At 55.6% G+C, this 25,360-nt stretch carries 24 protein-coding genes and 1 tRNA gene; 6 read left to right on the forward strand and 19 right to left on the reverse strand.

Annotated features, from left to right (window positions below):
- Positions 1–159: 159 nt before the first annotated feature.
- Together MGLY_RS01405 and MGLY_RS01410 are read right to left on the reverse strand one after the other, a co-directional pair.
- Positions 160–609, reverse strand: coding sequence for a DUF134 domain-containing protein (locus MGLY_RS01405; protein WP_156271398.1), 450 nt, complete (start codon positions 607–609; stop codon positions 160–162).
- Between the two features lie 98 nt (positions 610–707).
- Positions 708–2,525 carry a polysaccharide deacetylase family protein gene (locus MGLY_RS01410; protein WP_156271399.1) on the reverse strand — a complete coding sequence of 606 codons (1,818 nt, stop codon included), beginning with the start codon at positions 2,523–2,525 and terminating at the stop codon, positions 708–710.
- 167 nt (positions 2,526–2,692) lie between these two features.
- On the opposite strand from MGLY_RS01410, the gene minC reads away from it, so the two are divergent.
- Positions 2,693–3,502 carry a septum site-determining protein MinC gene (gene minC / locus MGLY_RS01415; RefSeq protein WP_170290871.1) on the forward strand — a complete coding sequence of 270 codons (810 nt, stop codon included), beginning with the start codon at positions 2,693–2,695 and terminating at the stop codon, positions 3,500–3,502.
- A gap of 2 nt (positions 3,503–3,504) precedes the next feature.
- Here the strand turns inward: minC and MGLY_RS01420 are convergent, their stop codons facing one another.
- From MGLY_RS01420 to MGLY_RS01460, 9 genes are all read right to left on the reverse strand, one after another.
- Positions 3,505–4,281 carry a DUF169 domain-containing protein gene (locus tag MGLY_RS01420; RefSeq protein ID WP_156271400.1) on the reverse strand — a complete coding sequence of 259 codons (777 nt, stop codon included), beginning with the start codon at positions 4,279–4,281 and terminating at the stop codon, positions 3,505–3,507.
- Between the two features lie 20 nt (positions 4,282–4,301).
- Positions 4,302–5,696 (reverse strand): oxaloacetate decarboxylase subunit alpha, encoded by a 1,395-nt coding sequence (locus MGLY_RS01425; RefSeq protein WP_156271401.1) that lies wholly within the window; start codon positions 5,694–5,696, stop codon positions 4,302–4,304.
- A 76-nt stretch (positions 5,697–5,772) separates the two neighbouring features.
- On the reverse strand, positions 5,773–7,521 hold the full coding sequence (gene pyk, locus MGLY_RS01430; protein ID WP_156271402.1) for a pyruvate kinase: 1,749 nt from the start codon (positions 7,519–7,521) through the stop codon (positions 5,773–5,775).
- A 20-nt stretch (positions 7,522–7,541) separates the two neighbouring features.
- Positions 7,542–8,501 (reverse strand): 6-phosphofructokinase, encoded by a 960-nt coding sequence (pfkA, locus tag MGLY_RS01435; RefSeq protein ID WP_156271403.1) that lies wholly within the window; start codon positions 8,499–8,501, stop codon positions 7,542–7,544.
- Between the two features lie 184 nt (positions 8,502–8,685).
- On the reverse strand, positions 8,686–9,924 hold the full coding sequence (locus tag MGLY_RS01440) for an IS110 family RNA-guided transposase (RefSeq protein ID WP_156271235.1): 1,239 nt from the start codon (positions 9,922–9,924) through the stop codon (positions 8,686–8,688).
- A gap of 344 nt (positions 9,925–10,268) precedes the next feature.
- A complete protein-coding gene (locus tag MGLY_RS01445; RefSeq protein ID WP_156271404.1) occupies positions 10,269–10,469 on the reverse strand; it encodes a putative signal transducing protein in 201 nt (66 codons plus the stop codon).
- A gap of 5 nt (positions 10,470–10,474) precedes the next feature.
- A complete protein-coding gene (mtrB, locus tag MGLY_RS01450; protein WP_156271405.1) occupies positions 10,475–10,708 on the reverse strand; it encodes a trp RNA-binding attenuation protein MtrB in 234 nt (77 codons plus the stop codon).
- A gap of 31 nt (positions 10,709–10,739) precedes the next feature.
- Positions 10,740–11,231, reverse strand: a complete 492-nt coding sequence (gene coaD / locus MGLY_RS01455; protein WP_156271406.1) for a pantetheine-phosphate adenylyltransferase — start codon at positions 11,229–11,231, stop codon at positions 10,740–10,742.
- Between the two features lie 81 nt (positions 11,232–11,312).
- A complete protein-coding gene (locus tag MGLY_RS01460; RefSeq protein ID WP_156271407.1) occupies positions 11,313–14,852 on the reverse strand; it encodes a DNA polymerase III subunit alpha in 3,540 nt (1,179 codons plus the stop codon).
- A gap of 212 nt (positions 14,853–15,064) precedes the next feature.
- Here MGLY_RS01460 and MGLY_RS01465 point away from each other — a divergent pair, with 212 nt between their 5' ends.
- Both MGLY_RS01465 and MGLY_RS01470 read left to right on the forward strand, forming a co-directional pair.
- Positions 15,065–15,388, forward strand: coding sequence for a YtrH family sporulation protein (locus MGLY_RS01465; RefSeq protein ID WP_156271408.1), 324 nt, complete (start codon positions 15,065–15,067; stop codon positions 15,386–15,388).
- Entirely contained in the window at positions 15,388–15,903 is a 516-nt protein-coding gene (locus tag MGLY_RS01470; protein WP_156271409.1) for a sporulation membrane protein YtrI, read from the forward strand. Before MGLY_RS01465 ends, MGLY_RS01470 begins: the two co-directional genes overlap by 1 nt.
- Here the strand turns inward: MGLY_RS01470 and MGLY_RS01475 are convergent.
- Both MGLY_RS01475 and MGLY_RS01480 read right to left on the reverse strand, forming a co-directional pair.
- Positions 15,828–16,067, reverse strand: a complete 240-nt coding sequence (locus tag MGLY_RS01475) for an alpha/beta-type small acid-soluble spore protein (RefSeq protein WP_156271410.1) — start codon at positions 16,065–16,067, stop codon at positions 15,828–15,830. The two genes, MGLY_RS01470 and MGLY_RS01475, sit on opposite strands and share 76 nt — an antisense overlap.
- 25 nt (positions 16,068–16,092) lie before the next feature.
- Positions 16,093–17,265, reverse strand: a complete 1,173-nt coding sequence (locus tag MGLY_RS01480) for a YkvI family membrane protein (RefSeq protein WP_156271411.1) — start codon at positions 17,263–17,265, stop codon at positions 16,093–16,095.
- Positions 17,266–17,442: 177 nt separating this feature from the next.
- Here MGLY_RS01480 and MGLY_RS01485 point away from each other — a divergent pair, with 177 nt between their 5' ends.
- Positions 17,443–18,339 (forward strand): selenium metabolism-associated LysR family transcriptional regulator, encoded by an 897-nt coding sequence (locus tag MGLY_RS01485; protein WP_156271412.1) that lies wholly within the window; start codon positions 17,443–17,445, stop codon positions 18,337–18,339.
- On the opposite strand, the gene MGLY_RS01490 is transcribed toward MGLY_RS01485, so the two are convergent.
- Positions 18,336–19,361 carry a YeiH family protein gene (locus tag MGLY_RS01490; RefSeq protein WP_156271413.1) on the reverse strand — a complete coding sequence of 342 codons (1,026 nt, stop codon included), beginning with the start codon at positions 19,359–19,361 and terminating at the stop codon, positions 18,336–18,338. The two genes, MGLY_RS01485 and MGLY_RS01490, sit on opposite strands and share 4 nt — an antisense overlap.
- Positions 19,362–19,582: 221 nt before the next feature.
- Here MGLY_RS01490 and MGLY_RS01495 point away from each other — a divergent pair, with 221 nt between their 5' ends.
- A complete protein-coding gene (locus tag MGLY_RS01495) occupies positions 19,583–20,005 on the forward strand; it encodes a ferritin-like domain-containing protein (protein WP_156271414.1) in 423 nt (140 codons plus the stop codon).
- 111 nt (positions 20,006–20,116) lie between these two features.
- On the opposite strand, the gene MGLY_RS01500 is transcribed toward MGLY_RS01495, so the two are convergent.
- Genes MGLY_RS01500 through MGLY_RS01510 form a run of 3 tightly spaced genes read right to left on the reverse strand, consistent with a single transcriptional unit; the run spans position 20,117 to position 23,970 of the window.
- Positions 20,117–21,211 (reverse strand): GerAB/ArcD/ProY family transporter, encoded by a 1,095-nt coding sequence (locus MGLY_RS01500; RefSeq protein WP_156271415.1) that lies wholly within the window; start codon positions 21,209–21,211, stop codon positions 20,117–20,119.
- Positions 21,212–22,399: a Ger(x)C family spore germination protein gene (locus tag MGLY_RS01505; RefSeq protein WP_156271416.1), complete on the reverse strand. Its 1,188-nt coding sequence runs from the start codon at positions 22,397–22,399 to the stop codon at positions 21,212–21,214.
- Entirely contained in the window at positions 22,396–23,970 is a 1,575-nt protein-coding gene (locus MGLY_RS01510) for a spore germination protein (protein WP_156271417.1), read from the reverse strand. Before MGLY_RS01510 ends, MGLY_RS01505 begins: the two co-directional genes overlap by 4 nt.
- A gap of 139 nt (positions 23,971–24,109) precedes the next feature.
- On the opposite strand from MGLY_RS01510, the gene MGLY_RS01515 reads away from it, so the two are divergent.
- A tRNA-Pro gene (locus MGLY_RS01515) sits at positions 24,110–24,188 on the forward strand.
- A 247-nt stretch (positions 24,189–24,435) separates the two neighbouring features.
- Here MGLY_RS01515 and trmL read toward each other — a convergent pair.
- Both trmL and MGLY_RS01525 read right to left on the reverse strand, forming a co-directional pair.
- Positions 24,436–24,900, reverse strand: a complete 465-nt coding sequence (trmL, locus tag MGLY_RS01520) for a tRNA (uridine(34)/cytosine(34)/5-carboxymethylaminomethyluridine(34)-2'-O)-methyltransferase TrmL (RefSeq protein WP_156271418.1) — start codon at positions 24,898–24,900, stop codon at positions 24,436–24,438.
- A 141-nt stretch (positions 24,901–25,041) separates the two neighbouring features.
- Positions 25,042–25,323, reverse strand: coding sequence for a DUF503 domain-containing protein (locus tag MGLY_RS01525; RefSeq protein WP_156271419.1), 282 nt, complete (start codon positions 25,321–25,323; stop codon positions 25,042–25,044).
- Positions 25,324–25,360 lie beyond the last annotated feature (37 nt).

Raw genomic sequence — 25,360 nt, forward strand, 5'->3', positions numbered from 1 at the left:
AAGGCCATAAGACTACTACCCTGCCTCCAGGCAGGCCAGCAGACCTCCATGGCCCACGCTTACAAAAACAACCTTGCTGAGCTAATTATACAGGCTTGAGATCCCGAAAGCAAGCAGAAATTGGCCTCAAAAAAGCAACCATCCTACTTTTTTGCAGGGTCAATCCCCCCCCTGCCAGCCGTGGCGCCGGCAGCGGCCCCGTCCCGGGCCGGAAGCCGGGCTGGAGATTTCTGCACTGCCGCAGCGGGGGCAGGTTCCTGTTCCCTCCGTTTCTGGTTCCCATTCATGGCCACATTCCTCACAGCGGGCCTTCGGCCCGGCCAGGCGGTAAACCCCGCCCTCCACCCGGATAGCCTTACCATTAATCAGGGCATCGGCGATCTTACCCCGGGCTGCGTTGAGGATACGGAAAAAAGTCGGCCGCGAGACCCTCATCCTGGCGGCGCAGTCTTCCTGCTCCAGGCCTTCTATATCCTTCAGGCGAATGGCTTCCAGTTCTTCCACTGCCAGGACAACTTCTTCCAGCTGGCGTAAAGGTACTGCTGCCGGCTTAAAATAAGTGATCCCGGGCATAAATTCTACCCGCCGGCACTTGGGTGGCCTCGGCATGGTGGTCCCCCACTTTCTAACTTTATCTTTACCCTATCATAACCTTTATGTGGTCTTATGTCAACAAAAAGACAAAAATGCCTAATTCCTACAGGGTTTTATTTTAGCCGGCGCAGGTAGATTTCATTCTCAACTATACCGGCTATCGTAGTTATATACAACCATTCTCCTTCCTGCCACCAGGTCAGGTAACGGCCGGTCACGCGATAACGGTGACTGCCAGTGTAGACGGCCACCGTCAGGTCGGCCAGGCCGGCCTTATTTTTGAGCTTTATTACCCAGCCGGCGGGACCCCGGTTAAAGGTAGCTTGCGCCTGCTCATGGCGGTTTAAAAAGGAGGCAAAGCGGCTCATGGGCCAGACCAGCAGGCGCCCTTCCTCCTGGTCCCTGGCCGCCCGGTTAGCCAGGTAGGCCAGGGCCGCCAGGGCGTACTCCTTTTTACTGGCATGGGTATAAATCAAGCGGATGGCGTGTTCCTCCTCGATAAAATTGAGGAGGTCATCGAACCAGCCTTTAACCTCTACCAGGGGTACGCCGGCAGCCATTAATTCCTCCAGGGCGGCATACTTCTGGTAAGGGGTGATGGGGAAAGACCATAAGCTGCCGCTAACCTGGCGGCCGTAAAAAATGCTGCGGGTAGGGCTGGAGCCAGTATCCCCGGGGCTGTAGTAAGCCAGCACGCCTCGTTGTTGTAACCACTCATTGACAAAGGCAGGATGGTTGCCTACGGGAGCGCTGTATTCCAGCACCGGCTGGCCGGTAATTGCGGCCAGGGTATCGCAATTCAAGGCCAGGTAGCGCCAGACCTCCTGGCGCGGCAGTTTTTCCAGGTTGGCCGCAAAATAATTATGGATCCAGCCGCCATGGGAACCGATGGCTCCGTATCTCTGCATCAGTTCCACCCAGGGCCGCCCTTTAAAGGGCGAGGCGGCATCAAAGCCGTAGCCATCCCCTGGCCGGTATGTATCCGGGCCGGCAGTGATGTGAATGGAATACTGGAGGTCGGGCCGGAAGATACCCCGCTGGATCATGGCCCGCAAAGGGCCGATATGGGCATTGCTGTCCAGGTGAAAGTTGACTACCAGCCCGCCTTTACCCCGGGGCGTATTGACCAGGCGGGGGAGGTGGGCATATTTGATTAAAAAGGTCCGGACAATAGAACGTAAGGCGAGGTCGTCGGACATTTGCTTGTAATACCCCAGGGGTATGTTAACAAAAACCACGCTCCCCCCCGAGGGATAAGATTTTTCGGTAATAACCGGGTTTAAGCCTGCCTGGCTGTCAAAGGCTATCAGCCGGGCGTCCAGAAGCCTCGCCCGGACATGCCGGTAGCGCAGCCGCCCGTAACCATAGCTGCTGACGGCATTGTCCCGGTCCAGCTTACCGGGTGTGATCCCCCAGGATGCCGCTACCTGGGGCGTAGAAAACTGCCAGTAACCGCTATCGTAGGTTTGCTGGTCCCCACCCGGTGCCGGGCCGTAATTTACCCCGGCCAGGCCTGCCAGGACCGGCTCGGGTAGCCTCTCCCCGCCAGCCCCGCTGGTCCCGGGGTCATAGACCAGTAAAACCTTACCGCCTGAGTGGACATAGTCGGTTAATACCCGGGGTACCGGCGACGGCAAAACCTGGTTTAACCCTTCCGGCAAAATCAGGGCCGGGTAGCGTGCTACCAGTTCCCGGGGTGACAGGTTGAGGTCCCCGGGGCCAACTTCCGCCCAGGGGAAACCTTCTTCCCTTAAGACCGCTCCATAGGCCGCCAGGGTGCCCTGATCTGCCCCTGGCGTTGCAATTAAGAGCCCTGCCCGTACCTGGTTGGTTGCCTGGGTTGGTTGCAGCCAGCCGGTACTCGCCACTAGGAGCAAGATTAAAAACGCTATTAAGCCTAAAAAATAATACCGGAATTTAATTTTTACCATCCTGCCTTTACCCCTGCCAGAAAGAATAACCACAAACCATAGCCTATTATTCGCCTGAAGAGGTAGGAATCCTTCCAGACTTAAATCTCGACAGGGCTTAACACCCTTCCTGCCCGAACTGGTCCCGGCAACAAATAGCGGCAACTTTTTTCCCTGCAGCAGGAAAAATGGTATTTCAAGGCGAATCTTTCCAGGAAGATGGATTTACTGCCGAAAATTTTTCCTGCCCGGAAAGGAGTAGCCACATGGCGCAGGATTGTATCACCTTCAAAGGGACCCGTGGCGGCCTGCTGATTTTATTAGATGCCAGCCGGGATTTTAATGAACTGCGGGCTAACCTCGCCGCTAAATTTGCCGCGGCCCGGGGCTTCTTCCAGGGCGCTTCCTTTGCCCTGGTACCAACCTCCCCTTTAAGCAGCCGGGAAACAGCCGAACTGGAAGCTATTTGCCGGGAGCACGGCCTGGTCCCGGGGACCAATATACCTTTGCCGGATCGCTACCGGCCCCAGAAAAACCCGGGAAAACTCGCCCCTGCCACTATGGTAGCAGGCGCTAACTGTTACTCTACCTCTGCTGTTCCACCTGCCGGCTTGCCTGTAGCGCCTGCCCCTGCAGCAGCCGGTACTGCCGAACTAGCTACCCTGCTGGAAGAAGGCAATCTCCGTAACGGCCAGGAACTGGCTTACAGCGGCCATGTGGTGCTGGTGGGCAACGTTCACCAGGGTGCCACCATTAAAGCCACTGGCAACATCCTGGTCATGGGTACGCTGCTGGGCAGTGCCCACGCCGGCGTCTCAGGTGACAGGGCAGCAGTTATTGTTGCCTATCGCCTGGTCCCGGCGCAGCTCAGTATCGCCGGCGTAATCGCCCGCTCCCCCGAGCAAAAAACAAGGCGGGTCTACCCGGAGATAGCCCGCCTTGCCGGCGATAAAATTATCGTCGAACCATATTTAAGCCGTAAACCCCCCTGCAACTGAACTTATTTGTCTTCCAGGTCTTCCGGTTGCATGGTATAGGCCGGCACCATTGTTGGCGTGTAGTTGTTAAAGGGCGCCACCGGGTAGAGCTGGCCGTGACCCATGAGCAGGCTCTCCATATTTTCGACTATGGTTTCCAGCAAAATGTAAGGCACTGCGAAAACCAGCTCATCCTTCTGGGTCCCCCCGAAGGTACGGTCGCCGGCGCAGGGAAAGCCAATGATGGGCTTTTGTTCTTTCAGGGCAAAGCCAATGGAAGAACAGAGGGCCGCTTCGGCTACCGTATCAGCCTTGACCGGTTCCCCTGTTTCATGGAGGCAGCAGTGGACCAGGCGCATAACTTGCGCCGGGTTGGCGTAAATGACCACCACATCGGGGTCTTCTTTGGTAAAGCCTTCTACAGGGGCTACAAAAATACCGTCATAAACTTTACCGGCATCCCCCACCTTGTAGGTATTGGCCATAAAGCGCCGGCCGGCTTCGACATCGGCTACATAGCGGCCCAGGGGGGCTTTACCGCTGGTGAAGCGCTCCGGGGTCTTGATGAGGCCGGTGCAGGCGGCGCCAATGGCGCAGACCATGAGGTCCGGGGTACCGGCACTGGCCCGGCCCTGGTAGCGGGCCGCTGATACCTGCTGGCAGATGTTGATTTTCCAGTTGTACGGCCGCCGGGGTAGATCCTTCCTGTCTTTATAGAGCTTTACCCCTACGATGCCCGTATCCAGGCGCAGGACTTCAGTTAACCTTCTGGCCATGGTGGTTTTGTCTAAATCTGCCATGGTTTCTCCTCCTTTAAATTTTATGCCGGGTAATATGCTTCCCTGGCCGCATCTACCAGTTCGTAATCCACCCGGGTACGGGCGGCCAGGCGCTCGGCCAGGAATTGTTTGGCTACTGCCGGGAAAAGGGCGTAGGAGAGGACGTCTTCTTCCTTCTCCATGTAGGGCGCTACTTCCTGCCGGGCTGCCGGCAACTGGGGTTCCAGCAGGTCGGCGGGGCGGCAGGTAATTGGTTCTTCGTCACCAATGATTTTACGGCGGATCTCTTCATTGACCGGCACCGGGGGCTGGCCATAGAGGCCGCGCAGGTAATCCTTGACTTCCCTGGTGACCATCTTGTAGCGCTCCCCGGCCAGGACATTCAATACTGCCTGGGCGCCAACCATCTGGCTGGAGGGGGTGACCAGGGGCGGGTAGCCGAGGTCGGCCCTGACCCGCGGCACTTCGGCCAGCACTTCCGGCAGGCGGTCCAGGGCGTTCTGCTGGGCCAGCTGGGACATAAAGTTGGAAAGCATCCCGCCCGGGATCTGGTAACGCAGCACATTGGCGTCAACGGTACCGTCGCCCACGTCAAATTCCCGGTACTTCTTGCGAACCTGGCGGAAATATACGGCTATTTCGGCCAGTTTATCCAGGTCGAGGCCGGTATCCCAGGGAGTCCCGGCCAAGGCGGCCACCATGGTCTCGGTTGCCGGCTGGGAAGTGCCCAGGGCCAGGGGGGACATGGCCGTATCCAGGACATCGGCGCCGGCTTCAACGGCCTTCAGGTAAGTCATAGCCGCCATGCCGCTGGTATAGTGGCAGTGAAGCTGGAGGGGCAGGTTTACTTCAGCCTTAATTTTTTGCACCAGCCGGTAGGCATCTGCCGGGGTGAGGAGGCCGGCCATATCCTTGATACATAAAGAATCGGCACCCAGGTCGGCCAGGTTCCGGGCCAGGCGTAAATAATAGGCATCGTCATAAACAGGCCCCAGGGTGTAGCAGATGGTGGCCTGGACATGACCGCCCTCTTCCTTCGCCACCTTCATGGCCAGAGCCATATTGCGGATATCATTCAGGGCATCGAAGATGCGTAAGATAGCGATGCCGTTTTTTATGCTCATTTTCACAAACTCGGCAACAACGTCATCGGCATAATGGCGATAACCCAGGAGGTTTTGCCCCCGGAGAAGCATCTGCAGCCTGGTACGGGGCATGGCCTGGCGTAAAGCCTGCAGGCGTTCCCACGGGTCTTCATTTAAAAAACGCATGCAAGCATCAAAAGTGGCACCCCCCCATACCTCCAGGGAATGAAACCCGATAGCATCCATCTGGGCCGCAATGGGGAGCATGTCCTCAGTTTTGAGCCGGGTGGCCAGCAACGACTGGTGGCCGTCTCGCAGGGTTGTATCGGTTATACTTACTTTTTGCGGCATAATTCAATCCTCCGCGTAAATCTTCCATACAAAATTCTTCCTGGCAGGGGCATCCCTCCGCTAACCCGGAAAACACCTATAACACCCGCGTCTGGCCGCGGTAGACCAGGCCCCGGACAACGTCGACAGTCACAATCATACCGTCGGCCAGCTTTTGGGTTGCGCCTTCAGCTCCCACTACTACGGGGATTCCCAGGCTGAAGCCATTGACGGCCGCATGGGAACTCAAGCCCCCGGCCTCGGTAATAATGGCCGCTGCCCTTTCCATAGCCGGCAAGAAATCGGGGCCAGTTTCTGCCGTAACCAGGATATCGCCCTTTTGGACCCTGGCTATGGCCTCGGCTGCCGTCTTCACCAGGCGCACCGGGCCACTGGTCACCTCCCTGCCGATACCCCGGCCCCGCACCAGCACCTCGCCCACGATATGTACCTTGAGCAGGTTGGTCGTGCCGGGCACCCCGGCAGGTACACCGGCGGTGATGACTACCAGGTCGCCCTGTTTTACCCGCCCTGAGAGAATGGCTGCCGCTACGGCCGCGTTGACCATTTCATCGGTACCGCTGGTAGGCTCGACTAGCAGGGGTTCGACACCCCAGACCAGGCAGAGCTGGTTCAGCACCCTTTCATTGGGGCTGGTGGCCAGGATGGGGGCCTGGGGCCGGTATTTGGCCACCCGCCGGGCCGTGGACCCGGAAGCTGTCGGCGTAATGATGGCCGCCGCGCCAAGCTCATAGGCGATGGTACAGCTGGCATGGCTGATGGCATCGGTAGCCGTCCGTTCGGCGGCCAGGCCTTTTTTCAGCAACAGGTCGCCGTAGGGCAGCTCCCTTTCCGCCCGCCGGGCAATGCGGGCCATGGTGGCCACTGCCTCTACCGGGTAACGGCCCATGGCCGTTTCCCCGGAAAGCATGATGGCATCGGTACCGTCAAAAATAGCATTGGCCACATCGCTGGCCTCGGCCCTGGTCGGCCGCGGGTTATGGATCATGGACTCCAGCATCTGGGTGGCCGTGATTACCGGCTTGCCGGCCCGGTTACAGGCCTCAATAATCTTCTTCTGGACCAGGGGTACTTCTTCCACCGGGATTTCTACCCCCAGGTCACCCCGGGCCACCATGATCCCGTCGGCCACCTGGAGTATTTCCTCCAGGTTGTTGACGCCGGCCTGGTTTTCGATCTTGGCAATAATCGCCACCCTGGCGCCGCGTTTCTCCAACTCTTTACGCGCCGCCAGGACATCAGCAGCCGTGCGGACAAAGGAAAGGGCGATAAAATCTATCCCCTGCTCAAGGCCAAATTCCAGGTCTTTAATGTCCTGTTCCGTCAGGGCCGGCAGGCTAATCTCGGCTCCGGGAATGTTAACACCTTTATGGCTGGAAATAACATCGCCGTGGCGGACCCGGCAGCGAATCTCGGTGCTGGTTGTATCCAGGACTTCCAGCTCAATTAAACCATCGTCTAATAAAATCGTCTGGCCGGGCCGGACATCACCGGGCAGGCCGGCAAAGCTTACCGGCAGGCGGTGAGCATCGCCGGTAATAGGTTCCGTAGTCAGGATGACTTCGTCCCCATCCTTTAGGGTTACCTCGCCCCGGATCTCCCCCAGGCGGATTTCCGGGCCTTTATTGTCCAGCATCAGGGCCACCCTGACACCCAGTTCCGCCGCTGCCTGGCGGACGGCAGCCATCCGCGCCCCGTGTTCGGCATGGCTACCGTGGGAAAAATTGAAACGGGCTACATTCATGCCCGCCCGGATCATCTCTTTGATAATATCAACCCGGGAACTCGCCGGACCCAGGGTACAGACAATTTTGGTGTGGCGCATAGTTGCCCCCCTTGCCATTTTTACAGGGCCAGTACTTCGGCCAGGCGGTATAAATCCGGGTCGATGGTCTTTTTTTCCTGGAGGATTGTTTCCAGGTCCCGGTCTACCAGTTCATTGGCCGCGATGCCTGCCATGCGACTGCTGGCACCGGAAGCTAGAAGCTCTACCGCGTAGGCGCCCAGGCGGCTGGCCAGCAGGCAGTCAAAGGCCGTCGGCGCTCCCCCCCGCTGGATATGGCCGAGTATTGTTACCCGGCTTTCCAGCTTGGTGCGCTTGCCGATTTCCCGGCTCACTTCCAGGGCACTACCCACACCCTCAGCTACCACAATAATGCTGTGGAGCTTGCCCCGGTGGCGGCCCCGCTCAATGCGTTCCACCACCTGGTCATAATCGACGGGATATTCCGGTATCAGGATGGACTCGGCGCCGCCGGCAATACCGGCCGCCAGGGCAATCTGGCCTGAATGGCGCCCCATCACTTCAACGATGAAAATCCGTTCGTGGGAAGTTGCCGTATCCCGGATGCGGTTGATGGCTTCCACGGCTGTATTGACGGCCGTATCAAAGCCTATGGTATAATCGGTACCGGCAATGTCGTTGTCAATGGTACCGGGGATGCCAACCGCCGGTATTCCTTTTTTTGCCAGGTGAACGGCGCCGTGGAAGGAACCGTCGCCGCCGATGACCACCAGGCCTTCAATGCCTTCCCGCCTGAGGTTGTCCAGGGCTATGGCCCGGCCGGCTTCCGTGCGAAATTCCTCAGACCGGGCCGTTAATAAAATAGTACCGCCCCGGTGGATGATGTCGGCCACCGCACCGGTATTGAGGCGGCGAAAGTCGCCCTGGATTAGTCCTGCGTATCCGCGGGCAATACCAATTACCTCCATGTTCAGGGCGGCAGCCTGGCGGACAACCGCCCTGATGGCCGCATTCATTCCCGGGGCATCACCACCGCTGGTCAGCACTCCTATTGTCCGCAAGAAGTTCCCTCCTCCGAAATCACTAAGGCTTACAGTTCAGCCCATATTTCACTTTAGTGGAAATAATTAGTGTGCGTTATTGCTGTATAAACTTTACTCTGGCGGTATAGCTATACTAAAATGTGTCTTTTTACCATTGCATGCTTGCACCTAGCATTTATCTTTCCTTTGGCTTTTTTTAAAACTAGGCAACAGAAGGCTTTTCTTCTAGAGTTACTGTGTAACCTTGGGCTTCTATTTGCTTTACTAACCGCCTTATTCGGCGTTCTCGTTCTTCTTTGGTATAGTAGTTTGGTCCTGGATCCTGGTAATGGGCTTTATCTTTTAGGAGATGGTAGATAATTTTTATCAGACTATGGGCGATGGCTAGCAGGGCTTTTTTCTTGCCTAGTCGTGGCGCTAATCGACGATATTTCGCGGAGAGATAGCTGTCTTTTGTTCGTATTGCGGCCCAGGAACATTGGACTAATATTGCTCTTAAGTGTTGATTTCCTTTACGGGTTTTCCCACTCTTTCGTTTACCGGCACTTTCGTTGTTACCGGGACAGACCCCTGCCCATGAGGCTAAATGGTCAGCATCAGGAAAGGGGGTCATGTCGACGCCTATTTCGGCAATTATATCCTGGGCTGCTTCTTTTTTTATGCCGTTTACTTCAGCTAGTCTCCCCGCTTCTTCGAAAAAAGGCTCCATCCTTTTTTCGATTTCGGCATTTAGTTCTTCGATTTGTTGCTCTAAAAACTCCAGGTGCTCTAGTTGTTGTTTCAACAATAGCCGGGTATGTTCTTCTATTTTCCCCTCCAGGGCTTTTTCTAGTTCTGGTATCTTCTTGCGTAATTTCCCCCTGGCCATTTGCGCTAGTTCTTTTGGATCTTCGTTCCCGTTAAGCATCGCTTTTAGTATCTCTCGCCCTGATACGCCCATGATATCTGTGGCTACTGAACTTAATTTGATATTGCTGTTTTCTAGCTGCTTTTGGACCCTTTGCACCTCGCGGCTGTGTTCTGCTACCAAAGCCGCCCTATACCTGGTTAACTCCCTTAATTCCCTTATTTCTTTCGGCGGGATAAAGCTTCCTGCTAGCAGGCCATGCCTTAAAAGTTCGGCTAGCCACACCGCGTCTTTGCAGTCGGTTTTCTTCCCCTTTAAGGCTTTAAAGTGTTCGGGGTTGATCAATATTAATTCTGGTATTTGGCCTTCTAAAATGTTGTATATCGGTTTCCAATATACTCCGGTGCTTTCCATGGCTACGGCAGTAACTCCGTTTTCTAAAAGCCATCCCCGTAACCCTTCTAAGTCTTCGGTCATGGTGCCAAAGGTTCTTATTTCTTGTTTTAGTTGTTTTTCTCCTGGCGTGATCAGACACGCCACTACCTTTTTCTTGTGGACATCTAGCCCACAGCAGCGTTCATACACTACTTCCATTTCGTGGTTTCTTGCTTTCCCCTCTTTCTTTTTTATTTTTTATTTAACTACTGCCAAGAGACACCTCCATGGTCTAAGAATCTCCTCCACGTGCTCAGCCTTCCAAGGCGGGTACTTTACCTTGTTGAGGCCTGCTTTACAGTTCGTGGTTCCTAAAGGTGTCTGGATCAGACTCCTCCTCGGGCTCCTTGTCCGGCACCAGAGCGAAATCGATCCTTTTCATGGCAGTGTTTTAACTTATACTATCACCTATTTCATGTGTCGTGGAGGGGGCGCCAGCCCCCATGGGGGGCTCCTCTAAAAAATTGCATGGTTTTAGCGGGGTATGTCTCCCCGTCCTTTCTTTATCGTGCCAGGGCCGTATTTAATATTTCATTGGCTTCTTCAGCTTCCGATTCGGGGACCAGGAGTTCGTACCCCGCCAGGTCCTCCATCTGGCAGGAGCCAATGGGCCGCAAGTTTACCATGATACCCTCCTGGGTCAAAACCTCTTTCAGGCGCAAGGCCTGTTTACGGTTGGCCGCAATGTAGATCACCGTCCACATGCCGCTCACTCCCCCGCTTCTAAACTCCCGTATTTGGTGAGCACCAGAGCCCGGCCGCGGATTTTCATGGCAGAGGTATGCTCGGTAAACTGGGCAATCATGATTTCTCCTTTATCTAGTTTTTCGGAGTGATGGAACTTGGTATCTTTACCACGCGTCAAGCCAATGATGGTTACCCCGTTCTCCAGGGCTTTAATGGCAATAAAATCGGCAGCGGTCACATTGTCCCTGCCCTCCATTGACAACCTCCACCTCCTCGTAAATGGATGTCTAATCTTTCTCCAAAAAACCGTATCGCTGTAATAAAGCCCGTTCGACTTCCTCCGGCACCAGGCCGCGGATGCACCCTCCCAGGGAGGCTGCCTGGCGGATAATGCTTGAACTTATGAAGGAGTACTCGGTAGCCGTCATTAAAAATACAGTCTCCAGGTCGCCGGCCAGTTTTTTATTCATGATGGACATCTGGAATTCATATTCAAAATCGGAAACAGCCCTTAGGCCCCTGACGATGGCCACGGCGCCTTCCCGGTGGGCAAAATCAACCAGGAGCCCGGAGAAGGCCTTGACCGTGACCATGGGCCAATCTCTGGTTACAGCTTTTACTAACTTTACCCTTTCCTCCAGGGAAAACAGGGTTTCTTTATAATTATCAGCAGCAACTCCTACAATTACCCGGTCAAAGATGCCGATGGCCCGCCGGATGATATCCAGGTGCCCGTTGGTGATAGGATCAAAGGTACCTGGATATACAGCCACCCTCAATGGCTATCACCCCCTTGCCTCCTTAATTTAAGCTAATTCCACTCCTCTATTGATATTCCTGCTAAGGAGACTTTAAATTATCTATTTTTCCGGTACTAATTTAACTTTATCTTGCCCACCTAAAAGGCGGGCCAAACTTGCCAGCAGGGCCGGCACCGGTTCAACCCACAGCCGGCGGTGCAGCACCAGGGTCCGCCCCTCGCTGCTCAAGTGCAGGTACACCGGGCAATCACCGGGAAAAGCCGTCAAAATATCCTGCAGGGCTTCCCTCTGCTCTTTCCCCGTCAACTTCAGGTACAGGCGCCGGCCAGAGCTGCGCTCCCCCGCCTTCCCGGTGCCGGCAAGGGCAGGCGGCACCGCCCCTGTCTCCTGGCCGGAGGCCCTCTCCCGGTTCACTGCCCCGGCCAGCAACGTCTCGACCGGAAGACCACCGGCTGGTGTTCCTGCCTCGCCGGGACCTGCCTTTACTGGCTTAACCTGGTCGGCCAGGACCTGGACCCCTTCCTCCTGTTTATCGGTATGACCATAAATAATAACCACCTGGTCGGGGGCGAGCCAGGCGCGGCCCTGGCTGTAGATACGGGGGAAAAGGACGACTTCCACCTGGCCGCTGAAATCCTCCAGGGTGAGGACGGCCATGGGCTCACCCTTGCGGGTGACCAGGCGGCGCCAACCGCTTACCACGCCGCCAAGGATAACCTGGCTGCCGTCGGGTATTTCGGAGAGATCAGCCAGGGCATGGGTAACGACCTGCTTCAAGGCTTCTGTATAGGGCTCCAGGGGATGACCGCTTAAGTAGAAGCCCAGCAGTTCCTTTTCCATGGCCAGGATGTCGGCCCGGGAAAAATCGGCCAGATGCGGCAGGGGCGGCTCGTTAACTTCTTCCGGTACCATGTCCAGTAAAGATATCTGGCCGCTGCGGCGGTCCTCCTGGCGCCGGGCGGCCAGCTCAAAACATTCATCCAGGATGGCCAGGAGCTGCCGCCGGTTGGGATGCAGGGAGTTAAAGGCGCCGCAGCGGATGAGACTCTCCACCACCCTTTTGTTGGCCAGCCTCGCGTCCACCCGGCGGCAGAAGTCCAGGAGGGAAGTGAAGGACCCCCCGGCCTCCCGGGCGGCAATGATGGCTTCCACGGCGGCACGGCCGACGTTTTTAACCGCCGCCAGGCCGAAGCGGATGTGCCCGCCGGCGATGGTGAAATCCACACCAGATTCGTTGACATCAGGTGGCAGGACCCTGATCCCCAGACGTTGACATTCGGCGAGATAAGGCCCCATTTTGTCCAGGTGTTCGGCCACACTGGACAGCAGGGCTCCCATCAGTTCCGCCGGGTAATGGGCCTTGAGATAGGCCGTCTGGTAGGCTACCAGGGCATAGGCCGCCGAGTGGCTGGCATTGAAACCGTACCCGGCAAAGTATTCCATAAGTTCAAAGATTTTAAGGGCAATATCCTGCGGCAGGCCTTTTTTGACGGCCCCGGCCAGAAAACGCTCCCGCTGGGCCGCCAGGACCTCCGGCTTCTTTTTGCCCATGGCCCGGCGTAAGAGGTCAGCCTGGCCCAGGGTAAAGCCGGCCAGCTCGCTGGCAATACGCATGACCTGCTCCTGGTAAAGGATGACGCCGTAGGTATCCTTGAGGATGGGCTCCAGGGAGGGGTGGAGGTAAGTAATTGGCGTTACGCCGCGCTTGCGCTCTATAAAGTCCTCCACCATGCCGCTACCCAACGGGCCGGGCCGGTACAGGGCCACCAGGGCGATAATGTCCTCAAAGCGTTCCGGTTTTAATTCCTTTAAAATGGCCCGCATGCCGCTGCTTTCCAGCTGGAAGATGCCGCTGGTTTCTCCGCTGGCCAGGAGCCGGTAGGTAGGCCGGTCATCCAGGGGCAGGTTTTCCAGTTCCAGGTCGCGGCCGTAGTTCAAGCGGATAGCCCGGCGGGCCTGGTCGATCACCGTCAGGGTGCGGAGGCCCAGGAGGTCCATTTTTAAGAGGCCCAGTTCTTCCACCACCTGCATGGGAAACTGGGTGGTCACGGCCTCACCGGTTTTTTGCAGGGGTAGGTAGTAAGTTAAGGGTTCCTGGGTAATCACAATCCCGGCCGCATGGGTAGAGGCATGGCGGGGCATACCTTCCAGAGCCCGGGCCGTATCCAGGAGTTCCCGCACCGCCGCGCTGCTTTCATAGCTTTCCTTTAACTCCGGCGTGTTGACCAGGGCCCGGTCCAGGGTAATGCCCAGCTCCAGGGGGACCAACCTGGCAATCCGGTCGACTTCGCTCAAGGGCATTCCTAAAACCCGGCCTACATCCCTGACGGCAGCCCGGGCGGCCATGGTGCCAAAGGTAATAATCTGGGCCACGTGCTCTCTGCCGTATTTTTCCAGAACATACTGGATAACCTCGTCCCGGCGCTCAAAGCAAAAGTCAATATCGATATCAGGCATACTGACCCGCTCCGGGTTGAGAAAGCGCTCAAAGAGAAGGTTATAGCGCAAAGGGTCTATGGCGGTGATCCCCAGGCAGTAGGCCACCAGGCTGCCGGCAGCCGAACCCCTGCCCGGCCCTACCGGGATACCTTTCCGGCGGGCAAAATTGACCATATCCCAGACAATCAGGAAATATCCCGGATAGCCCATTTGTTCAATAATGCCCAGTTCATAGTCGAGGCGCTGCCGCGCCGTGCCGTCATCCCGGGGGTAACGCCTGCTGAAACCCTCATAGCAGAGGCGGCGCAGGTAACTGGCAGTATCCTCCCCCGCCGGTAGCCGGTAGGCCGGCAGGTGCAGCTGACCAAAGGTGAAGTCAAAGTTACAGCGTTCGGCAATGGTCAGGGTATTGGTTAAAGCAGCCGGCACTTCGGTAAAAAGGGTCGCCATTTCTCCCGGGCTTTTTAAATAAAACTGGGCGTTGGGAAAGCGGAGGCGGTTGGGATCGTTAAGGGTTTTACCCGTCTGGATACAGAGGAGGACATCATGGACGCGGGCCTGGTCCTGGGAGACGTAATGGACGTCGTTGGTGGCCACCAGGGGTAAACTTAACCTCTGCCCCAGTTCAATGAGGCGGCGGTTTATCTTGCGCTGTTCCGCCAGGCCCTGGTCCTGGAGTTCCAGGTAGAAATTCTCCCGGCCAAAGACCTCCCTGAGCCAGGCAGCCGCTTCATATGCCTTTTCCTCCTGGTCCTTTAAAAGCCGGTCCGGCACCTCGCCGGCCAGGCAGGCGCTTAAAGCAATGAGGCCCTGGCTGTGGCGGGCCAGGAGTTCCCGGTCCACCCGGGGTTTATAATAAAAGCCCTCCAGGTAAGCGGCCGAAACCAGGGCTGCCAGATTCCGGTAACCAGTAGCGTCGGCAGCCAGGAGGACCAGGTGGTACTGGTAATCGTCCCGGTGGGGCTCCCGGTCATGACGGGAACGGGGAGCCACGTAAACCTCGCAGCCAATAATAGGCTTGATCCCTTCTTCCCGGGCTGCTTTATAGAAGTCCACGGCCCCATACATGACACCATGGTCCGTCAGAGCCAGGGCGGGCATGCCCATCTCCCTGGCGGCCCGGACCAGGTCATTAATGCGGCCGGCCCCGTCCAGGAGGCTGTATTCACTGTGGACATGGAGGTGGACAAAGGAATTCATGGAGAGTAATTTCTACATCCGGGGCCAGATTCCTCTTGCTTTTGGCCGGCATAGGCCATCCCGGGCAGCCGTATATAAATAAATAGGGGAAACATTTATGGTGGTCCCTTGTATAGTCTAACGCCTTCTCCAGTGAATCATAAAAAATTAGGGCTGGCTTTTGTTTGGAGCGAGCGTAAACAAAGCCAGGCAAAACCGGAGGTATAATCCCGGTGGATGGTTTTTTCCCCAAGCTGCTGCTCATCTTTTTTACCGCCCTGGGGGTAGTCCTGGGAGCGGCAGTAGTCGGCTCCCTGGCGGCCGTCATTGTGGGACAGCCGCCTTTAAGGACCATGACCCGCCTGGCCCTGGAAATAAAGATCTGGGCCATTGCCGCCGCCATGGGCGGTACCTTCAGTGCCATCGAACTCCTGGGCCAGGGTTTCCTGGAAGGCCAGTTCCGCGTCCTGGCCCAACAGCTATTATTTATCATTGTAGCCTTTATCGGCGCCCAGGTGGGTTACTGGCTCATCCAAAACCTGGCTGGAGGTAAGTAATGCGCTACCTGGCCTTCTTTATCCTGGGTTTTCTCCTGGGCGCCAGCCTGACCAACCTCCTCCTGGCCCGCCAGCAGGAGCAACTCCACCTGGCCCGGGCGGAACTGGAACAGCGCCTGGCGGCAGCCAGGGAAGAACTGGCCCAAATAAAAGAAAACCTGGATCGGGAAAGCCGCCAGGTAATTGTGGCCATCGAGCCGGTGATTACTTTTAGCGGCGACAGGCCTCCGGCAGTGGAAGGCCGGGCCGTCACCCAGGCCCTTACCCGGGAAATCCAGGACATCCTGGCCCCCCTGAAGGGCCAGGAAGTGCGCCGTTTAAACCCGGCCCTCGTCCCCGCTATGATTGACGGCCGTACCGTCAAGGCAAACGGCCGCCAGTTCAAACTAAAAGTTACCCTGCTCCTGATCAGCGATAAGGTAATTGTCCACGTCCAGGCTCAGGGCCTGCCAGCTTCTTCTTCGTCCTCAGCCGTATCCCTGATGGCCGGTTGCCCCGCCACCGTAGCCATATAGCCGGAGCCAATCTTCCTCTTCGCCAGCAACCCGCCAATTTTGCCGCTTTCCGCCGAACTCAGAGACCCCCAGCCGCCCTGCTCTATTTTGGCCAGCAAGCCCAGCTCGGCAGCCACTTCCAGTTTTAAAGCCAGGACTTCCGGATCTTCGTTCTTTTTACCCACCAGGCATCACCTGCATCCGGCCGGATCACCTTCCCTTTTGCTGCTGCTCCTGCCCGCCCCTTCTCCTCTCGGCTATAGCTTTCCCCTTCACAGGCTTGCGAGCCGGGGCAGGGGCCAGGCGCTTTACAGGCCCTGGCCGTAAAGCCGGCAGGGCTTCCCTTAAAGCGTAATAGGCCAGCGCCCCCAGCAGCAAGAGGCCAGCGTAACCAACCAGGGGGAAAAGGGTGGCCACCAGGCGGGAAAAGCCGAATTGCGAGGCTACCAGGGCCACGGTGCTGGCCCCGATTGCCAGCCAACGAAAGCTATTCCTTTCTCCCGGCCGCACCATGCGGGCGGTGAAGCCATAGAGGCTGCTGACGGCGGTAGTATAAATCTCCGCCAGCAAGACGACGCTGTAAAAGGTACGTAAGAGAGGGGTGAAACTGCCGGCTATATGCAGCATGGGTACTTCCAGGGCCGTTACTGCCGGGGCGGTAGTTATCAGCGCCAGGGTAATGGCCATGGCCCCCAACCCCAGGCCCAGGCCGCCCAGGGCCGCCCCTGGCAGGAGATGCTCCGGCCGGCCCAGGGCTCCCAGGGGGGCCAGCACGGCGATGGCCAGGACCAGGTTATAGGAGGCATACAACAGGGCCGCCAGGGGCCAGGAGGGCACGGCCGCCCGGGTCATGTCACTCCAGGAAAGGTTAGCTATGAAGGCAGGCAGATTTCTAGTTACCGTTACTAAGCTTATCCCCATGACAGAGGTTATTAAGACCGGGGCTACCAGGCTAATGGAGCCAATTACCCTGTTGATGCCTGCCAGCACAGTAATCAAGGTGATAATCACCAGCAGGCTGCTGCCCCAAAAACCGGGCAGGTGGAATTCCTGGCTGAAAATGGCCCCGGCACCGGCAGCCATGACGGCCAGGGCGCCAAAAAGGAAGAAGGTCGTAATAATATCTACCGCCCGGCCTATCCAGGGGCCGCCAGCCCGGTGCATTACTGCCAGGTGGGATTCGGCTGCCAGCTGATGTCCCAGGCGCAGGACGGTGTAGCCAAAAAAGATAAACAGGGCCGTGGCCAGGATAAGGCCGAAGATACCCCACAGGCCAAAGTAGCCAAAAAACTGCAACACCTCCTGGCCGGAGGCAAAACCGGCCCCTACGACGGTGCCGATATAGGCAGCGGCGATCTGCCCGGTCGCATACTGTTTAGCCATGGTAAGTTTATTATGCCTTAACCGGGCCGCGAATAAACTGGTAAAAGGATAACTCCCACGAAATTATCGTCCTCCTTGCGCCAATACGACTATGGTTATTGTGGCTTTAAATAAGAACCCTCTGAAAGTATAGACCTGGGGCTAAAAAGCTGTTATAGTTTTTCTTGGTGATGCCTCTTGCTCGATACCCAGTTACTCGTTTTCAAGGCTGTAGCCGAACAAAAGAGTTTTTCCCGGGCCGCCCGGGTATTGCACCTGACCCAGCCCGCCATCAGCCTGCACATCCAGTCCCTGGAAGAATATTTTGGTACCCGCCTCCTGGACCGCAACAACCGCCAGGTTACCCTCACCGAGGCAGGCCGGGTCCTCTATAATTACGCCCTGGAACTGAGCAAACTATATGACGAAGCCAAAAAAGCCCTGGCCGAGGTCAGCGGGAAAGTGAAAGGACACCTGGTTGTGGGAGCTACCCTCACCATTGGTGAGTATTTTTTACCTCATATTACCGGACAATTTAAACAGCAATACCCCGAGGTAGAAATAACCTTACAAATTGCCAATACCCAGGAAATCATGCGCCGGGTTTTAGCTGGTGAACTGGATTTAAGCGTCATTGAAGGCCAGGTTGAGCACCCCAACTTAATCCAGGAAGATCTCTTCCAGGACGAACTGGTGCTCATCGTTCCCCCGGGACACCCCTGGGGTAGCCGCGGGGAAATCCAGCCAGGAGAATTGAAGGAGGAACCCCTTATCCTGCGGGAAGAGGGATCCGGCACCAGGCAGGTAGTCGAAGCAGGTTTAAGGCAAGCGGGATTAGAACCCTCTAGCCTTAAAGTAATAATGGAATTGGGCAGTACCCAGGCCATTAAAGAAGCTGTGGAAGCCGGGCTGGGGATAGCCATTATCTCCCGGCTGGCAATAAAAAAAGAGAGCAGGCATAACCTGCTCCGGGAAGTAAGATTACAGGGGGCTGATTTCCGGCGTACCTTCCATGTCGCCTATCACCGTCATAAATTTCGCAGCGCCGCAGCTGAGGCCTTCCTTGAGCTTTTGCGCTCCAGCCGTCCTTTTTAACTTATCAAGCTGGCAATAACCAGGAAAAGAGTTAAACTAAGTACAACTGAACCCACCAGGCCGGTTACCAGGCCCCTGGTGCCAACCCTTTTAATCATCTCCAGGCTGACGTTGAGACCCAGGCCGGCCATGGCCATGGTAAGGAGAAAAACGCCGCCCTGGATCAGGGTCGCTGTCAGGGAAACCGGCAGAATGGCCATGGTATTGAGTCCACTCAAGGCCAGGAAACCAAAAATAAACCATGGTACCTGTAGCTGGCGCCAGTTCCAACCGGCGCCTGTTTTATTCCGGGGAGCAAAAATTATACCCAGCAATAGAGCTACCGGCACCAGGAGGGCCACTCGTCCTAGCTTTACCAGGATAGCAATATCCGTACTGGCGCTGCCGCCGGCCTGGGCTGCCGCAATGACGTGGGCCAGTTCATGGAGACTGCTACCAGAAAATAAACCGTACTGATAAGGGGTTAAATTAATTACCGGATAGAGAAGAGTATAAATTATCGTAAACAGTGTACCAAGCAAGGCGATAATAGCCACCGCCACGGCAGTTTCATCATCCCGGGACCTGACTACCGGGGCAACGGCAGCAATGGCTGCCGCCCCACAAATACCGGTCCCGGCAGCTATGAGGGTGGCTAATTTTTTATTGAGCCCCACCTTCTGCCCCAGGAAAGTAATAACGACCATAGCCAGGAAAATGGCAAGGGCATCAAGGATAATCACCCTGGGACCGGCAGCAATAATTTTAGGTATATCCAGGCGCAGTCCCATGAGGATAATACCGTAACGGAGAATTTTTTTGCTGGCGTAATTTATACCCACCTCGGCCGTTGCCGGGACGGCCATCAAAGAACGCCAGGCAATACCTAAAAGAATGGCCAGCACCATGCTGCCCATGATGTTTAAAATGGGCAGGGTGGCCAGTTGCCTGGCTACCAGGGCCAGCATTATAGTCAGGCCCACCCCCTGGATAAGCCCCAGGCCCTGACTGCCTTCTGTGGCTGCAAGGCTTTTGGTAGACATGCTCTTCCTCCCCTTCTGGTCAATTTTAAATCCAGGATAGCATGGGGGAGGGTATGGTGTAAAATACATAAAACTTATCACGGTCATTAGCCGGCTTTAATATTAACCTTTTACCCCGGTATTTTTTTGATGAAAAGGTTGACAGGAATGGGCACAATATATATAATGAAACCGTAAACATTAACAGTAACCATTACTATTATTGGAGGAGGAAGTTGGCAATGGCAGAACTGGTCAATGACGTCAAACTGGGTGTAACCAGGGGCACGGTAGTCGAGGATGCCGTCGAGGCTAATTTCAAAGGGGAAACCATGGAGGTTGGCCTGTATCTCGCCATGGCCCGCCAGGCCCTGCGGGAAGGTTACCCCGAGGTGGCCCTGACCCTGGAGAAAATCGCCTGGGAAGAAGCCGAGCACGCCGCCCACTTTGCCGAACTGAACGGCAAAATTAGCGCCAGCACCAAGGAAAACCTGGAAAAGATGCTGGCCGGCGAGCTGGGGGCCAACAAAGGTAAACGCGAGGCTGCTGTCAAGGCCAAGGAAAACAACATCGACCATGCCCATGACTTCTTTGACGAGTCCTCCCGGGACGAAGGCCGCCACGCCCGGGCCCTGGAAGGCCTGCTTAACCGCTACTTCAAGTAAAATCCCCTTAAACTATCATGCCAGCAGGCTTATATCCTATAAACGGCGTACACACTTGCAGCCGGGGAATGCTACCCCGGCTTTTTTGCCTGGATTGGCAGTCCGGTGCTTTCAGGAAGACCCGGCGGGAGGAAAACGTATGATGGCAATAAGATAGAGAATCGCTGGTATAATTAGTAAGAAAGCAAAGCCCAGGGGTTGGAGAAAGAAAAAAAAGCTTTTCACTTCCAGGTTGCTCCCTGGATACCGGGCCAGGAAATAGACCACTGGCAACTGGTAAAAGGCCAGCAGGCGATAAGCTTTTAAATTGCACAGGCGCCCGGCCAGGTAAGCGCTGGCCCAGAGGAGGGCCGCGACCGTAGGAAACACCAGGATAATCCACAGGGAGATAAAAACCAGGCTAATGCGTTCAATAAAGGTACCGGCAAACTCGGCCAGCTGGGTAACGCTTAAACCCGGAATTAAAGAATGCTTCAGGAGCTCTATTCCCAATACTCCCTGGCAGGTAGTCAGGACAGTGATTACGACGACCATTACCACCAGATAACCCCGGCTGGCAGCCTGCCAGGCTTCCCACGGCTGCTGCAAAAAGGGAACCAGGATTAAAAACAGGCTCATTTCTTCGGCATTGCTAATACGCCAGAAGGCCAGGCGCAGGACCGGCCAGGGCCCCCTGGGTAAGATCGGTAAGAAATTATCAAAGCGCAAATGGGGCAGGACCAGTAAAAAAAGCATCATAATCAGGGGTAAAGTAACAATGATAATAATAATCGAGGCCCGGGCTAGAGGTTCCAGCCCCCGGCTGGCCAGGTAGGCCGCCACAATAAGTAAAGATAAAAGGATTACTTCGGCCGGCGTGCGCGCCAGCAGGGAATTTTTGATTACATCAGTAGTAACCCGCGTAACGTGGGCCGTCAAAGCGAGCCAGTAAAAAAGTAAACCTGAACTCAGGGGCCAGGCCAGCCAGCGGCCGACAATTTGCCGGCTGAAGCCGTAAAAATCCTGCCGGGGGAACTTCATGGCCAGGCGGGTAAGAATGTAGATTGCTCCCAGGCTGAAAAAAGTCTCCAGGGGTGAAACCAGCCACATGTCCACCCCCACCTGATCGGCTATATCCCTGGCGCCGATTAAGGTCCCAACTTCGATCATGGCGGCTACAGTTAAAAAGAAGGCTTCACTGGTACCGATTCTTTCTTGTGGTAGCATTTAGCTCACCATACCTGTACGCCTGATGTTTACCTTTACCTGTACCGTAACCGGCAGGCTGGCATATATTTGCCGCCACTGCCCTTTCATTGCTTCCCACTGGCGCGGCCTAACTTTTTCCACCTTGCGGCCAAAGCCCAGCACATCAGCCTGGTACTGTTGCTGTAACTTGCCCAGTACCTGCCTGATACGCTCTTCCATTAATCTGGCCGCCCTGTTTTCCACTTGCTGCAGGTCGGCAGCCGCCAACAACTTGGGATTGCCCATTTTTTCGGCTATTTTGCCTTCAACCTTTATTTTTATAGTAAAACTTAATTTATCTTCTTCCATTAGAGGCTTTACTTCCGCCTGGAGCTTACCAAATTCTACACTTAAAGTTTGCTGTAACTCTGGTACCGGTACTACCAGGATGTCGCAACCTTTAGTTTCCCCGGTGATCCAGAGGGCGGCCTGGGTTTCTGCGGGAGTAAGCCACCCCGCCAGCCGGCCTTCACGAATTACACCCGCCCCGCTAACTTCTAATTCTTGCCGGGGCCCCATCTTAACCCTGGCCAGTAAAATATCCCGGCCGGCGTCCAGGGCGGCCAGCACTTCAGCTAGAGAATGCTTGACGAAGCGGGAAGTCTTTATGACTTGCTGCGCCTGTTCGTGTAAAAACAGGCTGACACTCCGGGCAAATTTAGGCCGGGCTTCCATTATACCCCCGGCAGGCCCCTCGGCCAGAAGAACCTCAATAGCCAGATAGCTTTCCCGGTTGCGGGCCCACCAATCTAACACCGACTGTAAATCACCCCGGCGGGCCAGTTCTTCGCCCATGAGCAGTATTTTTTGGTGGCCAAAGAAAAGGGTCCGTTCCGAACGGGTAGCTGCCTTATTTATGGCCTCGGCAAAGGTAGTCCCCGTCAAAGTTAAACGCCAGGTTGGCATGGTATTCTCGTCTTGCCCTTCGCCACCGCCACCGCCACCACCGCCCCCACCCCTGGTTACCATGCGGCGCAGGACCGGCATTTCCAGGGTAATTTTCCATAGTTCTGTCACCGCCAAATCACCACCGGCAGCAGTCAGGTCAACTGCTGCTCCCAGCACCAGGGCCCGGCGCTCCAGGTCTTTATTATCCCAGCAACCAGCGGTAATTATTGTTAACAATAATAGAAATAGACCGGCCCGGTACAGGCTCCCCCGGTTCATGTCTTTTTCTTCCCCCTACCCATACGCCTGGCTTCCAGGGGCCTGAGATAAGCGGGGCGCAGGCGCTCCCTGAAAAGGGCGGCCCGGTAAATACTATCTTTAAGATCCGCGGCTGTCCAGGGTGCCCAGGGCTTAAGATAAGGTACACCGAAGCTTTTTAAAGAAACCATGTGGGTAAGGATTAACATTAACCCTAAAATAACGCCATAGAGGCCCAAAACAGCCGCCATGATCATTAAAAAGAAACGCAAGATCCGTAAGGAGATGGCGGCATCATAACTGGGAAGGACAAATCCGGCTATAGCTGTCAGTGCCACAACAATTACCATGGCCGAGCTGACAATACCTGCCTGGACAGCCGCTTGCCCCAAAATAAGCGCCCCCACCACCCCCAGGGTTTCCCCCAGAGGACCTGGCAGGCGGATACCCGCTTCCCGCAACAGCTCCAGGACACTTTCCATGATAAAGGCTTCGATAATAGTTGGAAAAGGGAGGCCTTCGCGCCCGGCGCCGATGGAAATGGCCAGGGAGGTAGGGATCATTTCCGGTGTAAAGGAAACCATGGCAATGTAGAAGCATGGTAACAGCAGGGCCAGGAAAGAGCCGGCAAAACGCAAGGTGCGAATCAGGACGGCAATAAACCAGCGGTGGTAGTGGTCTTCCGGGCTGTGCATTAAGGAATTGAAAGTCGCAGGTACAATTAAGGCAAAAGGCGTATTATCGGTCAGAATAACTACCCGCCCTTCCAGGAGGGCGGCGGCAGCTTCATCGGGCCTTTCGGTATTTTGCACCTGGGCAAAGGGCGAATACCATTTATCCTCGATAAACTGCTCGATATAGCCGCTTTCCAGGATACCATCGATATCGATTTTGTTGAGGCGTTGCTCCACTTCAGTGATCAACCCGGGGTTAGCTACGCCATCAATGTACATTAAGGCAACTGTCGTCTGGCTGCGCCGGCCTAAAAAATAAGTCTTTAATTTAAGCTGGGGGTCCCGCAGGCGGCGCCGCAAGAGGGCCGTATTGGTCCGCAGGCAATCAGAAAAGCCCTCCCGGGAACCCCTGATTAAGGCTTCGGTAGGCGGCTCTTCCACCCCCCGGTGTTCCCACCCACAAACCTCAATAGCCAGGGCCCGGTTGACACCATCAAGTAAAAATAAGGCAAAGCCGCTCAGGATACAGCGGGCCGCTTCCCGGAAATCAATTATTTCCCGGACATTTGCTACAGTTAAAAGGGAGTCCCTGACCTGGCGGTAGAGTTCATAAAGTGCCCCCGTCAATATCGGCATCGCCTGGGGCGCTTCCAGGAGGATTGATTTCATAATCTGGTCATTGACTATATCATTGGCTACCAGCCCGTCGACATAAACAACAGCCGCCTGATGCCCCATAGCCCCGCCAATTTTCATCTGCCTGAAGACAACATCCTGGCAATCGGTAAAAATGGCTCGTAAAGTTTCTAGATTAACCGCCAGACTAAATTGCAACGGCAATGCTGCCGCTTGCCCTTCATCGACCAGGGGAACGGCCTTTTTCCTGTGTCCCAGGTAACGCCAGGATTTATTAGCCATCAGGATTTCTTCTCCTTTAAATGCTATCTTTATCTTGCCTGGAAAAACAGTAAAATATAACCTGGAAAGTCAGCGGTACCTGGTTTAGAAAAGCTGCATTGACTTTACCCGGTTTTTGGGTTATAATGAGTCTTGCTGCCGGGATGTAGCTCAGCTTGGCTTAGAGCGCACGGTTCGGGACCGTGAGGTCGCTGGTTCGAATCCAGTCATCCCGACCATTGTTTTCGAAAGATAAAAGGCCTATCTCAGGTAGAGATGGGCCTTTTTGATTTAGGTCATCACCATTTGTGGCGGCCAACATAAGATATATTGAAACCAGTCAAGGAGGGGAAGTTACATGGGCGGCCTAACCCTAGACAGACGTTTTGCTTTCATCCTTTTCCTGATCCTCATCTTGCTGTTCTTCGGTGACAATTAAAAGAAATAGTCAAGTTTAATCCGGGGCCAGGTCAACCTGGCCCTTTTTTATACCAGCCCGGGGAAAGCAAGCTGGCGCAGGGCTTCGTAAAGGACCAGGGCGACGGTATTAGCTAGATTTAGCGAACGAAGCCCCGGGCGCATGGGGATGCGCAATACCCTCTCCCCTGCCGGCTCCAGGATGGAGGCAGGCAGGCCGCGGGTTTCAGGGCCAAAGACGAGAAAGTCTCCCGGACGATAATTGACATCCGTATAATGGTGATGGCCCTTAGTCGAAAGGTAGTAACAGGTGGCATGGGGGTAGGTTTCCAGGAAAGACTGCCAGTTGTTATGTTCATGGATCGTTACTTCCTCCCAGTAATCCAGGCCGGCCCGCTTGAGGTGCTTTTCATCCAGGCTAAAACCCAGGGGATGAATTAAATGCAAGACCGTCCCCGTAGCCGCGCAGGTACGGGCAATATTACCGGTATTCTGGGGGATCTCCGGCTGGTAGAGGACAACGTGCAGTGACAAGGCAATTTCTTGCTCCTTTGAAAATGATCTTTTATCGCAAGCCTTCCCTCTCATTTGAAAATGATCTTTTATCGCAAGCCTTCCCTCTCATTTTCATGCTTCACCGGCGGTATCTAGCCCGCGTTGAAGGGTTCTTCCAGACTAAAGTAACTCCGTATGATAATCCACCAGTTCGATCTCACCTTCAGCCTCCAAAAAGCCCATGACCGCGGCCAGGACCTGGTCGGCATGGCTGCCGGCGGTGCTGACGCAAGCAATGCCCACCTCGGCCTCCTGGTGGCTGTCGTGGCGCCCTACTTCGGCGGCGGCGACGTTAAAGCGGTTGTGCAACCGCGCCAGGACACTCTTCAGCACCCGCCGCTTATCCTTCAGGCTCCTTGCCCCGGCAATACGCAGGGTTGCTGTACTTACCCCTATTACCATTCCCCTAGTTCCTCCCCATGAATTAGCTCATTTCTGC

This window comes from Moorella glycerini (assembly GCF_009735625.1).
Taxonomy (GTDB): domain Bacteria; phylum Bacillota; class DSM-521; order Neomoorellales; family Neomoorellaceae; genus Neomoorella; species Neomoorella glycerini.

Bases quoted from the DNA above. Each gene is read 5' to 3' on its own strand.
- MGLY_RS01405 (WP_156271398.1), bottom strand. From the start codon at position 609: ATGCCGAGGCCACCCAAGTGCCGGCGGGTAGAATTTATGCCCGGGATC.
- MGLY_RS01410 (WP_156271399.1), bottom strand. From the start codon at position 2,525: ATGGTAAAAATTAAATTCCGGTATTATTTTTTAGGCTTAATAGCGTTT.
- minC (WP_170290871.1), top strand. From the start codon at position 2,693: ATGGTATTTCAAGGCGAATCTTTCCAGGAAGATGGATTTACTGCCGAA.
- MGLY_RS01420 (WP_156271400.1), bottom strand. From the start codon at position 4,281: ATGGCAGATTTAGACAAAACCACCATGGCCAGAAGGTTAACTGAAGTC.
- MGLY_RS01425 (WP_156271401.1), bottom strand. From the start codon at position 5,696: ATGCCGCAAAAAGTAAGTATAACCGATACAACCCTGCGAGACGGCCAC.
- pyk (WP_156271402.1), bottom strand. From the start codon at position 7,521: ATGCGCCACACCAAAATTGTCTGTACCCTGGGTCCGGCGAGTTCCCGG.
- MGLY_RS01440 (WP_156271235.1), bottom strand. From the start codon at position 9,924: ATGGAAGTAGTGTATGAACGCTGCTGTGGGCTAGATGTCCACAAGAAA.
- MGLY_RS01445 (WP_156271404.1), bottom strand. From the start codon at position 10,469: ATGTGGACGGTGATCTACATTGCGGCCAACCGTAAACAGGCCTTGCGC.
- mtrB (WP_156271405.1), bottom strand. From the start codon at position 10,708: ATGGAGGGCAGGGACAATGTGACCGCTGCCGATTTTATTGCCATTAAA.
- MGLY_RS01460 (WP_156271407.1), bottom strand. From the start codon at position 14,852: ATGAATTCCTTTGTCCACCTCCATGTCCACAGTGAATACAGCCTCCTG.
- MGLY_RS01470 (WP_156271409.1), top strand. From the start codon at position 15,388: ATGCGCTACCTGGCCTTCTTTATCCTGGGTTTTCTCCTGGGCGCCAGC.
- MGLY_RS01480 (WP_156271411.1), bottom strand. From the start codon at position 17,265: ATGGCTAAACAGTATGCGACCGGGCAGATCGCCGCTGCCTATATCGGC.
- MGLY_RS01490 (WP_156271413.1), bottom strand. From the start codon at position 19,361: ATGTCTACCAAAAGCCTTGCAGCCACAGAAGGCAGTCAGGGCCTGGGG.
- MGLY_RS01495 (WP_156271414.1), top strand. From the start codon at position 19,583: ATGGCAGAACTGGTCAATGACGTCAAACTGGGTGTAACCAGGGGCACG.
- MGLY_RS01500 (WP_156271415.1), bottom strand. From the start codon at position 21,211: ATGCTACCACAAGAAAGAATCGGTACCAGTGAAGCCTTCTTTTTAACT.
- MGLY_RS01505 (WP_156271416.1), bottom strand. From the start codon at position 22,399: ATGAACCGGGGGAGCCTGTACCGGGCCGGTCTATTTCTATTATTGTTA.
- MGLY_RS01510 (WP_156271417.1), bottom strand. From the start codon at position 23,970: ATGGCTAATAAATCCTGGCGTTACCTGGGACACAGGAAAAAGGCCGTT.
- MGLY_RS01525 (WP_156271419.1), bottom strand. From the start codon at position 25,323: ATGGTAATAGGGGTAAGTACAGCAACCCTGCGTATTGCCGGGGCAAGG.